The organism is Roseibium sp. HPY-6 (assembly GCF_040530035.1).
Lineage (GTDB): Bacteria > Pseudomonadota > Alphaproteobacteria > Rhizobiales > Stappiaceae > Roseibium.
The window spans coordinates 1,474,569-1,488,004 of sequence record NZ_JBEWCD010000002.1; the positions used below are offsets into that span (position 1 = coordinate 1,474,569).

General features: G+C 56.3%; 13 protein-coding genes. 7 read left to right on the forward strand and 6 right to left on the reverse strand.

Going from position 1 to position 13,436, the window contains the following annotated elements; all coding sequences use genetic code 11:
* The first annotated feature begins 7 nt into the window (after positions 1-7).
* Entirely contained in the window at positions 8-952 is a 945-nt protein-coding gene (locus ABVF61_RS18185) for an alpha/beta fold hydrolase (RefSeq protein WP_353994951.1), read from the forward strand.
* Positions 953-997: 45 nt separating this feature from the next.
* On the opposite strand, the gene ABVF61_RS18190 is transcribed toward ABVF61_RS18185, so the two are convergent.
* A complete protein-coding gene (locus ABVF61_RS18190; protein ID WP_353994952.1) occupies positions 998-1,933 on the reverse strand; it encodes a LysR family transcriptional regulator in 936 nt (311 codons plus the stop codon).
* A 103-nt stretch (positions 1,934-2,036) separates the two neighbouring features.
* On the opposite strand from ABVF61_RS18190, the gene ABVF61_RS18195 reads away from it, so the two are divergent.
* Positions 2,037-2,969: a DMT family transporter gene (locus ABVF61_RS18195; RefSeq protein ID WP_353994953.1), complete on the forward strand. Its 933-nt coding sequence runs from the start codon at positions 2,037-2,039 to the stop codon at positions 2,967-2,969.
* Positions 2,970-2,977: 8 nt separating this feature from the next.
* Here ABVF61_RS18195 and dmeF read toward each other — a convergent pair whose 3' ends face one another.
* Positions 2,978-3,985, reverse strand: a complete 1,008-nt coding sequence (dmeF, locus tag ABVF61_RS18200) for a CDF family Co(II)/Ni(II) efflux transporter DmeF (protein WP_353994954.1) — start codon at positions 3,983-3,985, stop codon at positions 2,978-2,980.
* Positions 3,986-4,325: 340 nt separating this feature from the next.
* On the opposite strand from dmeF, the gene ABVF61_RS18205 reads away from it, so the two are divergent.
* Together ABVF61_RS18205 and ABVF61_RS18210 are read left to right on the forward strand one after the other, a co-directional pair.
* Positions 4,326-5,114, forward strand: coding sequence for a Stf0 family sulfotransferase (locus ABVF61_RS18205; RefSeq protein WP_353994955.1), 789 nt, complete (start codon positions 4,326-4,328; stop codon positions 5,112-5,114).
* A 659-nt stretch (positions 5,115-5,773) separates the two neighbouring features.
* Positions 5,774-6,319, forward strand: a complete 546-nt coding sequence (locus ABVF61_RS18210; RefSeq protein ID WP_353994956.1) for a hypothetical protein — start codon at positions 5,774-5,776, stop codon at positions 6,317-6,319.
* A gap of 24 nt (positions 6,320-6,343) precedes the next feature.
* On the opposite strand, the gene ABVF61_RS18215 is transcribed toward ABVF61_RS18210, so the two are convergent.
* A complete protein-coding gene (locus ABVF61_RS18215) occupies positions 6,344-6,955 on the reverse strand; it encodes a CDP-alcohol phosphatidyltransferase family protein (protein ID WP_353994957.1) in 612 nt (203 codons plus the stop codon).
* Positions 6,956-7,103: 148 nt separating this feature from the next.
* On the opposite strand from ABVF61_RS18215, the gene apaG reads away from it, so the two are divergent.
* Together apaG and ABVF61_RS18225 are read left to right on the forward strand one after the other, a co-directional pair.
* A complete protein-coding gene (apaG, locus tag ABVF61_RS18220; RefSeq protein WP_353994958.1) occupies positions 7,104-7,505 on the forward strand; it encodes a Co2+/Mg2+ efflux facilitator ApaG/CorD in 402 nt (133 codons plus the stop codon).
* Between the two features lie 54 nt (positions 7,506-7,559).
* On the forward strand, positions 7,560-7,775 hold the full coding sequence (locus ABVF61_RS18225; protein WP_353994959.1) for a LuxR C-terminal-related transcriptional regulator: 216 nt from the start codon (positions 7,560-7,562) through the stop codon (positions 7,773-7,775).
* A gap of 6 nt (positions 7,776-7,781) precedes the next feature.
* On the opposite strand, the gene ABVF61_RS18230 is transcribed toward ABVF61_RS18225, so the two are convergent.
* Positions 7,782-8,153, reverse strand: coding sequence for a tellurite resistance TerB family protein (locus tag ABVF61_RS18230; protein WP_353996452.1), 372 nt, complete (start codon positions 8,151-8,153; stop codon positions 7,782-7,784).
* Between the two features lie 255 nt (positions 8,154-8,408).
* Between ABVF61_RS18230 and ABVF61_RS18235 the strand changes: the two genes are divergently transcribed.
* Entirely contained in the window at positions 8,409-10,067 is a 1,659-nt protein-coding gene (locus ABVF61_RS18235; protein WP_353994960.1) for a lysine--tRNA ligase, read from the forward strand.
* 51 nt (positions 10,068-10,118) lie between these two features.
* Here the strand turns inward: ABVF61_RS18235 and ABVF61_RS18240 are convergent, their stop codons facing one another.
* Together ABVF61_RS18240 and ABVF61_RS18245 are read right to left on the reverse strand one after the other, a co-directional pair.
* Positions 10,119-11,957: a vWA domain-containing protein gene (locus ABVF61_RS18240; protein ID WP_353994961.1), complete on the reverse strand. Its 1,839-nt coding sequence runs from the start codon at positions 11,955-11,957 to the stop codon at positions 10,119-10,121.
* A gap of 409 nt (positions 11,958-12,366) precedes the next feature.
* Positions 12,367-13,272: a thermonuclease family protein gene (locus ABVF61_RS18245; RefSeq protein WP_353994962.1), complete on the reverse strand. Its 906-nt coding sequence runs from the start codon at positions 13,270-13,272 to the stop codon at positions 12,367-12,369.
* Between the last annotated feature and the right edge of the window lie 164 nt (positions 13,273-13,436).

Genomic DNA, 13,436 nt, shown 5'->3' on the forward strand with positions numbered 1-13,436 from the left:
CAGAGCAGTGTTCAATCCAACCGATTTTCCAAGTCCGTGCCTCATTGCTGTGAACGGCGTCGAACTTGAAGTATTTGAAGCAGGACGCGAACATTCGGGAAATCCGATTGTGCTCTGTCACGGTTGGCCGGAACACGCGTTTTCCTGGCGCTACCAGATGCCCGCGCTTGCCGAGGCGGGCTACCATGTCATCGTCCCCAATCAGCGTGGCTACGGAAACTCGTCGCAACCAGGCAATGTTACCGCCTACGATATTGACCATCTGACAGGAGATCTTGTCGCGCTCCTTGATCACTATGGTTACGAGGATGCTGTCTTTGCCGGTCACGACTGGGGAGCGATGGTCGTTTGGGGATTGGCCTTGTTGCATCCGAACCGGGTCCGCAAGGTGATCAACCTGAGCCTGCCGTACCAGGAGCGCGGCGAAAAGCCATGGGTCGAGCTCATGGAGACTTTTCTCGGCGCTGACAATTATTTCGTCCACTTCAACCGGAAGCCGGGCGTAGCGGATGCGGTCTTTCAGGAAAACACCTGCAGGTTTCTCCGAAGTCTTTACCGGAAAAACGAGCCCCCGGCGGCACCGGAACCGGGTATGGCCCTTATAAATCTTGCCAGGGCGGAGGAGCCACGCGGCGAAGCCGTCATGAGTGAAGCCGAACTGAGTGTCTTCGTTTCCGCCTTCGAGAGATCGGGCTTCACGGGCAGCATCAACTGGTACCGGAACCTTGACCGCAACTGGCATCTCCTGGCGGATGTGGACCCGGTCATCAGGCAGCCCGCGCTCATGATCTATGGCGACAGGGATCCCATCCCGAAGTCCGAAAACCTCTCGCAGTTCGTGCCGGATGTGGATGTGGTCAGCCTGGACTGCGGCCATTGGATCCAGCAGGAAAAACCGGACGAGACGAACCGCGAGATTCTGGCTTGGCTGGAACGACAGAACACCGCCTAGCTGATGCTCCGTCAATTCAAGTCTGCTTCCGGTGCGCCTTACCGGTCAGCTCTCTCCGGCTGAAGCGATCTCAGGGTCTGCCCGGTTCTTTGACCGATGCTTCAGGAACTCCACGAGCAGCCTGAGGCACTCTACCCTTTTGTTCTGCGCAGGATAGTAGATGTAAAACGGGGGGAGGTCCTTGGCGTATGGCTTGAGGACCCTCTCAAGTTCTCCGGTCTTCAGATGATCCTCCATTGTCGCCTTCATGGACCAGCCGACACCGTGGCCCTCGCGCGCGGCTTGAATAACGCCAGCGGCGGAATCGAAGATCAGCCGGGCGGGCGGGTCGATGCATGTGTCCTGGCCATCCTCGGTTACCCACCATTCCCGCAGCTCACCGGAACTGGGGAGCCGTTGTCGTATGCACTGATGGTCCAAAAGGTCACGAGGCGTACGGGGCAAGCCATGGTTCTGGAGATATGAGGGCGCGGCAAAGAAGGCTGACTTGATCGGTGGGGTAATGCGTACCGCGATCATGTCAGGGCTCAGCATGTCGCCCATGCGAATGCCCGCATGAATTCCCCGGCGGACGATATCGACCAGTTCTTCATTCCAGGAAATATCCAGGTTGATGCCCGGGTGTCTTGCCAGGAAGTCTTTCAGAACGGGTGCGAGTGCGGCGATATAAGCGCCGCGCGAAAGGCTCAGCCTTAACGTGCCGGTTGTCGAGCGCGCCATCTCCTTCGTTTTCTTGAAGGCGTAGGTCAGGTCCCGATGCGCAGGCGCAGCGGCATCGAAAAGAATTTTCCCGGCTTCGGTGAGCTCCAAGCTGCGTGTCGTGCGGAAAAACAGTTCAATTCCCAACCGGTCTTCAAGCGCCTTAAGCTGCAGGCTCACGGCGGGTGCTCCGACGCCGAGCACTTCTGCGGCTGATCGCATTGATCCTTCACGAACAATGGTTAGAAAGACCTCGATGCCATGTGTGGGTATGCGCTCCATTCTTTAAAATTATCAAATAATGCCTTCAATTTGCAATGCCTACCCAAACTAATGCCACGACGGTACGTCTTGGAAACGAAGAACTTTGCGCAAGGAAGATCACTTGAACGACAACACGCTCTCCCGTCCGCAGAACATCGTCGGTGGTGTGGTCCTGATCGTTGCAGCGGCGCTTACGATCTCGATCCAGGATGTGGTGTTCAAGTTATTCAGCAGCAACATGACCCTGTGGCAGATTTTCGCGCTGCGCGGCATGCTCGCGATACCTATGCTTTGGGCAGTTCTGTGGGCGAGGGGAGTGCATCGGGGCGTCGTTCGCGCCGCGTTCGGAAAATGGCCGATGTTACGATCGGTCTTCATCACGACCACGTTTCTGGCGTTTTATGCAGCAATCCCGTTCCTGAGCCTGTCGACCGTCGGCGCGGCCAACTATCTTGCCCCGATCTTTGTGGCGCTTCTGTCCGCATATGCGATCGGGGAGGCTGTCGGACCGTTCGGAAGGCTGGGTATCGTTCTCGGGTTTGCCGGCGTCGTGGTATTGCTGCAACCGGGGACCGACGCGTTCTCGCCCTGGGCGCTGCTTCCCGTTGTCGGAGCTGCGTTTTATGCGATGGCGCACATTACGACGCGGGTCAAATGCCAGGACACCCCGCTTTCTGCCCTTTCGCTGTCGCAGACTATTGTCATGCTGACGGCGGGCGTTTCTGTCAGTGCCCTGATTTACCTGGTTGTTCCGCCCGGCGACTTGCTCCGTGAGTATCCCTACATTTTTGGTGTGTGGTCGGATATCGGTTTGACAGACTGGCTGGTCCTCGCGCTGCTGGCGGGATTGACGATCGTCATTGGAATGATGCTGGCAGGCGCCTACCAGGCCGCCCCACCCGCCATCGTCTCAACCTTCGAATACAGCTATCTCGTGTTCGTCGCGATCTGGGACATTTTGTTTTTCGGCATATCGCCGAGTTTTGCATCTGTGACCGGCATGATGATGATTGTCAGCGCAGGACTGCTGGTGCTCCGCCGGAAGGCGCGGTGATCGCGTTTTCACGCGGCTTCCTTGGACATGCCGCAGCGGTGCACTTCCACAGTCACATGCACGATCCCAAGGCTCTCGGGGATCAGTGCCTTGTAGTGGTTCGGGCTGCGGGGGTGATCACTGACAATCGTGGCCTCGGCGGCATGCTGTCCCTGGCCGATCGCCCAGACATGCAGGTCGGCGATCCTGTCGCTCTCGTCAGCCCGGAGCGCCGCGCGCACCTGATCGATCAATCGGTCATCCGCTTGCCAGTCCAGGAGAACTTTTGCCGACATCCGCAGTAGGCCGAATGACCAATGTGCGACAAGAGCGGCGCCGACAATGCCCATGACTGGATCAAGCCACGTCGCCCCCGCGAACTTGCCGGCAAGGAGCGCGAGAATTGCCAGAAGCGACGTCAGCGCATCTGCCAGAACATGGAGATAAGCGGCCCTCAGGTTGTGGTCCTTATGGATTTCGGAGGTCTGCTCATCGTCATGATCGTGCCCGTGATGATGGTGGTGGTGGTCATGATCATGCCCGTGACCATGCCCATGCTCGTGATGGTGGTGGTGATGCGGAGTGGACGCGAGCAGCCAAGCGCTGGCGCCGTTCACGAGAAGTCCAATCACAGCGACCAGAATTGCCTGGTCGAAACTGATGGCAACGGGGTTGAACAGCCGCTCGATGCTTTCAACGGCCATGAGTGCGGCAAAACCTACCAGAAGGATCGCACTGGCGAATGCCGCCAGGCTGTTGACCTTGCCCGTTCCGAATGAAAAACGCCGATTGGCGGCTTGCCGCCGCGCATAGACATAGGCGGCGACACTGATGCCGAGCGCTGCCGCATGGCTTGCCATGTGCAGTCCGTCGGCGAGGAGCGCCATCGAGCCGTAGTAAAGTCCGGCGAAGACCTCCACGACCATGAAGACGGCGGTCACAACGACAATGATGAGTGTCCGCCGTTCGCCCGGGCGCGCCTTGTCCTGACCGAAAACGTGGTCGTGTGTCCAGGAGGACATGTCTTTCGTGTGCACTTTAAAAAGTCTCCCGCAACATCCGGATCTGTTTATGTCCTACGACCTGATTCTATGCCTTTTGAACTTGTCTGAAATGCGTAGCACACGGCAGAGCAGACTGTCTTCGCAAGATGCCCGCTAAAGCGCCTGCGTTGCAGCTGACCGGCCCAGTATCATTGTCGCCATTCGGATACGGAAGAGGTGCCTTTGCCGGCATATGGTTTTTCGTCTTTGGGCATGCTTCAAGTTCACGCGCATACGCGTTATCTGCCCGAAATACCGGTATCGTCTTCGAAGTGTCATGCGCGGTCGGTACGCCAGCGGTGGAGTTGGGAACTGCTTTTCGAAAGGCCAGTGTATGGGAACGCAGGATAAGTCGGGATACCAGGCCTACGTCATCTGCACGTCGCCCCGCAGCGGCAGCACGCTCTTGTGCAAGCTTCTCGCGGCAACAGGGCAGGCGGGTGACCCGAAGTCCTACTTTCACAAAGCCAGTCTTGATGCCTGGCAGGCTCATTTCGGGCTGGAAGGCGAGGTTTTTCCAGGTGAACGCGAACGGCTTTCTGTTCTTTTTGAAACGGCCCGGCAAAAAGGCTCTGCCGGAACCGGGATCTTCGGTCTGAGATTGCAGCGCGGGAGTTTTGACTTCTTCTCAGCGAAGCTCAATTCCCTTCATCCGGAATTGACGAGCCTTTCAGCACGGATCGAGGCCGTGTTCGGCAAACCGTTGTTTATCCATCTCACCCGGGACGACAAGGTTGCCCAGGCTGTCTCCTTCGTGAAAGCCAGCCAGACGGGGCTCTGGCACCAGGCGCCGGACGGGACCGAAATAGAAAGGCTGGCACCGCCGCAGGAACCAGCCTATGACCACGCACGGATCAGGCAGCACGTCGAAGAGATGATGGCATATGATCAGGCCTGGATCGACTGGTTCGAGGACGAAGGTCTGACGCCGCGGCGCATAACCTATGATGAACTCGCCCGTCAGCCCGTTGCAGCGGTCGAGACGATCCTCAGGGAACTTGGGCAGGATCCGAAAGCGGCTGCAGGCATTGAGCTCCCCGTCGCACGGCTGTCGGACAAGACCAACCGGGAATGGATCGAGCGTTTCAGAGCCGAGGAAACAGGCTCGTCATCCGGGTCCTGATGCGCCGCTTCAACCTCTACACCGGGGGTTTTCGATTCTGCCCTGATTTACCCATTTGCGCGGTGCAGGTGTCGGATCGAAACGTCCTCGTGGCATTCGGACTTAAAAATGTCCGTAATAAGCACTATATCTATAGTGATTTCCTGGTATTTTGGGGCTTGTCCTGCCCCGGAAATTCACCGGGTGGTTTGTATCTGTTTAGCGCAAACTTAAGCGGTTTTGCGATAAGATAGCGCCGAGTTTGATTCTAGGAGGTTGGAATGTCGAGTTCGTCCCGCCGGGAACGGCTTCTGAGGGAATTCAGCAAAGAATCAAAAGGTTCTTTTGCAACGGTGTATCGCGCCCTGTCTGAAGTGTCCGCCGAGGAGAACTCTTCTTCAATCAAGGAAGACGACGTTAGAAACAGGATTAAGAGCTTGTTGAAAGGCCAGAAGCCCGCGTTCGCAAGGTAATTGTGAGTGTCGCTAAGTAGCTCAACTTTATTGATTTTCCTGTTTTTGATACCTGGACTGATGTTCAGGTATTCTCTTTTTCAAGGATCGATTGTAAAGCGCCCCTTCGGGGCCGTGAACGTTGTCTTTTCCACGGTTTCAATACTGATCTATTCCGCAGGAATATTGGTTTCTTTTGTGGTGGTTCTGAAGGTGCTGATTTTGAGCATGAACCTAGTATATCCATACAAGTTTCCAATAGAATTTATCGATGATGAAGGAAAATTCTTTCTGATTTACGACGCAATCAGATACAGCTTGATCAACTTTATTTTCGAATTTCCGGAAAAGGCAGTTATTACCTTTTTGGCTATTTGTATCTGGGCGCTTGTCTTGTCTGAGATGGTCAAAACAATAGCGATGAGGGTAATGGTGATCGGGCGTCTGATGTACGGCCCGCTCGCACCGCTTATGTCTCGAGAGCAAAATAGAACCGGCATTTTCACCTGTTTCGTCCTGACGAAAATCGCAGATGGCAACAAGCGGATCATGTATGCCGGATATCCGGAAGAAGTCAGTCTCAAGGGGGCGAGCACGATAGATCACATCGTCATTCGCGAGCCGATCAAGTTCTACCTGAGGCTTGGCAGGGATCGGCCCCTGTCGACGCTGGCAACGTCGCAGCCTGTGTCTACGGCTACGTCAAGCAGCTACATTTATCTCTCCGGAGACGAGATCGAGAACGTCCACTTCGAAGGCTTTTATCTGAGCTGACTTCGACAGGCTGACAGGTTTCGTCTAGTGCCTGTCCAGTGATTTGACACCGATCATCACGCGTGCGACTGCCGAGACGAAGCAGACCGCGGCAAAGGCCCAGGCAAGCAAGGCAAACCATGACGGGAATAGGGCCATGAGCAGAAACAAGGCAATTGTTTCAGTGCCTTCCGCCAGTCCACCCAGATAATAGAGAGATTTCGCACCCTGTTTGTCGGTTGAAAGACCGCGTCGTTCCGCCATGATCGCAAAGGCAAGGAACGCGGATCCGTTGGCGTAGAAACTGCAAAGCAGCGCCGCAGCGGGCAGGGCATTGGCGGCGGGATCTTGGATTGCAAATGCCAGAGGGATAGCCCCATAGAAGAAGAAATCCAGAGTGATATCCAGGTAGCCGCCAAGATCGGTTTTTTGCGTCGCACGGGCCAGAGCACCGTCGAGCCCGTCGGCAAGGCGGTTCAGAGCGATCAGAACGAAACCGAGAAGAAAAAATCCTGAAGCGATCGCGACAGCCGCCCCGATGCCGATCGCAAAGCCGAAAAGCGTGACGGCATTCGGGCTGACCCCGGCTCTGGCAAGAAGGTGCCCCACCCGATTGAGCGGTGGGTCGATCAGAGGTCGTATGCGGGCGTCGAACACGGTATTGGACCTGGTTTGGGGAAAATCAGCGGCCTACATGCAAAATCCTTCCAGATTTCACAAGTAAGACTCTTTCACGCTTATGTCATTCGCCCTATAAGCGCTTCCTGAAGTTGCGGATCACCGCCCCTGGATTGAAGGAACTACCGTGTCAGGCAGCTACAGCGCCACAACGCAAGGGATCGAAGTCTCGGTCGAACCGTTTTATCTGGACGATGAATCGAAACCGGAAGAAAGCGAGTTCATCTGGGCGTATATGGTGGAGATCCATAATGGCGGCTCGGAACCGGTTCAGTTGAAAACCAGGTACTGGCAGATCACCGATGCTCTCGGCCGCCAGGAAGAGGTTTCCGGCGACGGTGTCGTCGGCGAGCAGCCGGTGATCGAACCGGGCGAAACCTACGAATATTCATCGCATTGCCCGCTGTCGACCGACAGCGGCATCATGGCGGGTTCCTACGCGATGGAGCGGCCCGACGGATCGCGGTTTGATGTTGCCATCCCTGCGTTTTCACTTGATCTGCCGGACGCCATCCGCAGCCTGAACTGAGTATTCCGCCGCGACCAATGCCAAAGGGATGGGCCGGAACGCAAACAACAGGGATTGAACGAAGCATTTCAGCTCACATTGCGCGAACGCGAAGTGCTTGGTCAGTTGATCCACGCAGAAACAAACAGGGACACCGCGCGTTTGCTGTCTATTTCAGCAAAGACGGTCGGCCGAAAGCTGGAAAACAGCTACCGCAAGCTGGGCGTCCCATCCTGGGCTGCGCCTGCCATCAAGTCGCTGAGATCCGGCATCGCCGGATCCCGCGACTGATCCTGCTCAAACGGTGCGGTGCCGCGCGATGGCGCCGCGCTCGATGGCGGCCACGGTGAGCTTGTCGAGGCGGAACCGGTCGCGCAGCATCTGAAGAATGCGCAGTTCTTCCTGTTCGACGTGAAGGTCTGCCGCAGCGACCTCAACGGCGAGGGCATAGGCCGTGTCGTAGAGCTTCGGCGGCAAGACGTCGCCGACGAGTTCCAGCACCAGCGACAGGCCGTTTTCTTCCTGAAGAATGTCGCCGCAGCGCTGCGCGGCGGGGATGATCCGGTTGCCGTCATATTCGCCGAACACCGGCAACATCTTGATCATGTCACCGATCGTGGCCAGTTCCTTATCTGTCATCGCGTTGTCTGAGGCAGACACAATCACCATCACGTAGATGAGGGCTTCCTGAACGCTGATCGGTTCATTGCTAGACACTATTCATTCTCCACTGCGCCGGTTAAAGGGCAAATCGAAGACACGATGTATAGGGTTGGCGGGAAAGCTTCAAGTCAACGAAATGCGACATTTGATTGACTGTTGGCCTGCGCTTTTCTAGTGTCGCGCCGCAACATGAGGCCCTTTGGCAATTTTGCCGCCGCAAATTGCACTGTTTCCATCCAAATCAACAGAATGAAACCCGAAATGACCGACCAATCCCTGCCTTTGCTTGACCTTTCGCAAGATTTTGTCGAGGCGGCCACGAAATCGAAAGCCTGGCCGTTCGAAGAAGCACGCAAACTGGTCAAACGCATCGGCAAGAGGGATCCGGAAAAACCGGTTCTGTTTGAAACCGGCTACGGTCCATCCGGATTGCCGCATATCGGAACGTTTGGGGAAGTCCTGCGCACCACCATGGTGCGCACAGCCTTCCGGCTGCTGACCGAAGACAAGATCCCGACGCGGTTGCTGTGCTTTTCCGACGATATGGACGGGATGCGCAAGATCCCGGAAAACGTGCCGGATCGCGCCGCGCTTGAACCTTATCTCCAATTGCCGCTTAGCGCCGTCCCAAATCCTTTTGGCGGCGATTACGAGAGCTTTGCCGCGCACAACAACGCGATGCTCCGCCGGTTCCTGGATACATTCGGCTTTGACTACGAGTTCGCGAGCGCAACGGAATACTACAAGTCCGGCAAGTTCGATGAGGTTCTGATCCGGGCAACGGAAAAGTATCAGAAGATCATGGACGTGATGCTGCCGACCCTTGGCGAAGAGCGTCAGGCGACCTATTCGCCCTTCCTGCCGATTTCACCGTCGTCGGGCCGTGTGCTCTATGTGCCGATGAAAGAGGTCAATCCGGCGGACGGTACGGTCACGTTTGACGACGAAACCGGCGAAGAGATCACCTTGTCCGTCACCGGCGGCAATGTGAAGCTGCAATGGAAGCCGGACTTCGGCATGCGCTGGGCGGCCCTTGACGTCGACTTCGAGATGTTCGGCAAGGATCACCAGACGAATGCACCGATCTACGACAAGATCTGCAACATTCTGGGCGGCAAGGCACCGGAACATTTCGTCTATGAGCTGTTCCTGGATGAAAAGGGCGAGAAGATTTCCAAGTCGAAGGGCAACGGTTTGACCATCGATGAATGGCTGACCTATGCCTCGCCGGAAAGCCTTGCGCTTTACAATTTCCAGAAGCCCAAGACGGCCAAGAAGCTCTACTTCGACGTCATCCCGAAGGCGGTCGACGAGTACTACACCTTCGTCCAGAAATACGGGCAAATGCCGGTGGAGCAGAAACTGCAGAACCCGGCCTGGCATATTCATTCCGGAAACATTCCAGCGATCGATATGCCGGTTCCGTTCGCGATGCTTTTGAACCTTGTCTCGGCGTCCAACGCGGACAACAAGGAGGTGCTGTGGGCTTTCATCTCCCGCTATGCGCCGGGCGTGACCGCGGCAACGCATCCCGAGCTGGATGCGCTGGTTGGGTATGCCATCCGCTACTTTGAGGATTTTGTCAGGCCGACGAAGTCATTCAAAGCGCCTGATGAGGTTGAGCGGACCGCTCTTGAGCAATTGGACGCCAAACTGGCGGAGCTGCCGGATGATGCCGACGGTGCTGCCATTCAGGACGCCGTCCTCGATGTAGCGCGGGCGATCGAACGGTATCAGGATCCGAACAAAAAGGGTCCCGATGGCGGGCCAGGCGTATCCGTCGCCTGGTTCTCAGCGCTTTATCAGCTGCTGCTTGGGCAGGAAAAAGGGCCGCGTTTCGGCTCCTTTGTCGCGCTCTATGGTATCGCGGAAACCCGAGAGATGATCCGCAAGGCGCTCGCCGGCGAATTGTCGGCTTAACGGCCGACCGATGGAATTGGAAAAAGGCGGAGACGTGGTCTCCGCCGACTTTCAGTTCTCAGCAAAGTCGGCAAGCTGCAAAAGTGATAAGAACTCGGCTCTGTATCCTAGCCTGTCGTCTCCGGCATGAGTTCGCGCCATTTCTGCCATCTCGCCCAACGTCCAGGCGCCCAGATAGCTGGATCCTTGCAGGTGCTGTGCAAAACCGGCAACAGCCGCCGCAAAGAGCGTTTCACTTTCCGGGATCTCAGACGTGGAGAATTTGACAGGTGTGCTGATCAGGCGGCTTTTGGTTTCGCCGGGGAGCTTGTAGCGGAGCTTAACGAAAGCCACTTCGTCGGCAAATTCATCGCTAACAGCGGTGGCGGGTATTGTTTCGCTTACCTGATATCGCAAATCATCAAGACGCATTGCAGGAGATCCGACCGGGGTGACCTCATAAAGCGCCGTGACGGTGTGTCCCGCACCGATATCACCGGCGTCTACTTTGTCGTTATTGAAATCCTCGCGTTGCAGCGCGCGCGTCTCATACCCGATCAATCTGTATTCGGCGATGGTTGCGGGATTGAATTCAACCTGGATCTTTACATCGCTCGCAATCGTCATGAGGGATCCGACAACGCTTTCAACAAGCACTTTTCGAGCCTCTGCAAGCGTATCGATATAGGCCGCAAACCCGTTGCCGTTCTGCGCCAGCGTTTGCATAAGGGCATCGTTGTAGTTTCCGCGCCCAAAGCCCAGCACTGAAAGTCCGATACCATTGTTACTCTGATTTTTGATGTAGTCCTTCAAAGCACTGACACTGGAAAGGCCGACATTGAAATCGCCGTCTGTCGCCAGGAGGATACGCGCGTTGCCTCCGTTTTCCCGCATACTGTCCGCAAGAGCATAAGCCTCCTGCAGACCGGCATGTCCCGCGGTGCCTCCGCCAGGCCAGAGCGAATTGACAGCATCTGCAATTGATATCTTGTCCGAAGCTGGTGTCGGCTCAAGCGCCACTCGGGCGTGCCCTGCATAAGTCACGATGGCAATCGTATCTTCCTCCCGCAAGGTTGCGAGCAGCAACCGAAAGGCCTGCTTGAGGAGCGGCAGCTTGTCGGGCCGGTTCATCGATCCGGACGTATCGATCAGAAACACGAGATGCTGCGGCGGCAGATCCGCAAGGGGTATCTTGTAACCCTGCAATCCGATCTGAAGCAGCTTGGTGTCCGCATTCCAGGGCGTGTCGATCATCGAAACATTTGTCGAAAACGGAACTTCTGGCGAGTCTGGAAGCGGGTAGTCGTAACTGAAGTAATTGATCAATTCTTCGGGTCTGACGGCTTGCGGATGCGGACGCGCGCCGTTGACGAGATTGTTCCTCACAAAAGAGTAGGAGGCGGTGTCGACATCGATTGAATAAGTCGATACCGGCGCGCTCGCAACCTTGTTAACAGTGCCACCGATCGCCTGCGGAAACCGCTCGCGGCTTAAGTCATGCGGCATCGCTGCGGCAGACTGCCGACGGGCCACATCAGCTTGTTTCCTTAACCTGTCAGAGCTTGGTGGCGCGAAAGCGGAGGAAGAAGCGGTCAGCCCCTGAGAGCTTACCCCGTCGAGCGACCCGGCTCCCAATCTGACTTGAGCTTGGCGTTCACGCGCTTCATTTGCGGCCTTGGCCGTCGGAACACCAAGATGCGACGTGTAAACCTGCCTTTGATCGGTGGATGCCGGCCTTGATGGCTCAGATTGCGCGAGCTGTCTGTGTTGCCGCGTTCGTGAAAACCGATCAGTCCAGTCGATCTCTTGTGCGAAAGGTTTCGAACCGGGAACGGCCGTTACAACCTCGGTGTCAGTACGAGCCTGATCAACGGCCGCTGCTTCGGAAACAGCCTCAGATTTATCCGGCATCGCTGCTGAGCCCGCAGCGGATTGGATCTTCTCCGTTTTGGGGGCTGCCAGACGTGATGCCTTTTCAGGAGGGTGAGCCTGACTTGAAGCCGGAGATCCGCGGTCATCCGGCTTTGCAAAGCCCTTTGCAAGATCAGGAGCATCCGACCCGCTTCCGTTCTCTTTATTGAACACAAAGACTGCAATAAAGACGGCAATGCAAACTACGGAAACAACAGAAACTAACTTTCCAATTTGTCTGATAGACATGATGAGCCCCTATGTCGCGTGTCAGACCCCACAACTCGTTGTGGGCAAAAAGACAACCTATAGGAGAGTGTAAGAAATCGCTGATTTTGTGAGTAAATTGGGAAGGAATTCGGACAATATTCCGGCACAATTATGACTGGTTTTTGTGGTGGTTTGCCACTTATTGCTGTGGTGCTTCTGCCGCCCTGTCCGGTTCAAATCCGAAGAACTCCTGGGCCGGTTGGTCCGTATCTGCGCTTTGGCTCCATTCGACGACCTCCGGTTCCAGTTCTTCAAGACCCGGCAGCGGAGCGTCGGGATCGGCTTCCCAGGCTGTCTTGGGCGCTGCGAATTGCCATTCATCCTGCCATTGGCCAAGCTTGCGCTGTTGTGCCAGAAGGGCAAAATCCTGATAGCCCTCCGGGGCGTCCGCGGTCGGTGTCGCCCAACCATAGCGCACCAGACGGGTGCTCAAGTCGATTTTGCCGCGCTTGCAGGAAGCCACGATCTGGTTTGGCCCGGTTTCCGCAAGCTTCTCGCAGGTGATCTTGTACTGCCGGATGAGGCCGCGAAGAAACGTCCTTGCCCGCGTTCCGCAGGGCCAGGCACCGCCCTGTTCGGCAACGCAGGTTTCGTCGATCTTCAATGGTTCGATATGGGCAAGTGTAACGACCAGTTTCTTGGACTTGATCCGTCCGCCATCCAGCACCTGAACGCGCCTGAGTTCCAGCGGCCCGTCCGGAACGGGGTCAACCGGTGGATTCATCAGCTCCTGAAAGCGCTCGGATGGCTCGACACGCTTCAGATCGCCACTGACCTCGGGGGCTGAAACACCGTCGGGTGACACATTGCGAATATCGACTGGAAGAGGCGCGTTGGCTTCATCAGTTTTTGCCGATGGTTGTTCCTCGGCGGCGCTTTCTTCTGGACGTGACGAAGGAACCTGTTCTTCGCTGATGCTCGGCCGGAGCGTTCCGGCGATTTGCCGCTCCGGAATCTCCGGCGGTTCTGCCAGCAACAGCCAGGCGACCAGACCGCCCGCAACGGTCAGCAAAAGTACAGGCACCAGGAAAGGCCGAAGCTTCATCGCGAGTCACTTAGTTGCTGCTGTATCGTGATCATAAGGTCCGAACACTAAAATACCGAGAAATTAAAACGGTATTATTTTGCATTTTCCCGGTCGAATTGCCATTCATCGGGAAAGTCCGTTTCTCCGGCTTGTTTGATGGCAGACCTGTCAGTAGTGTCCGC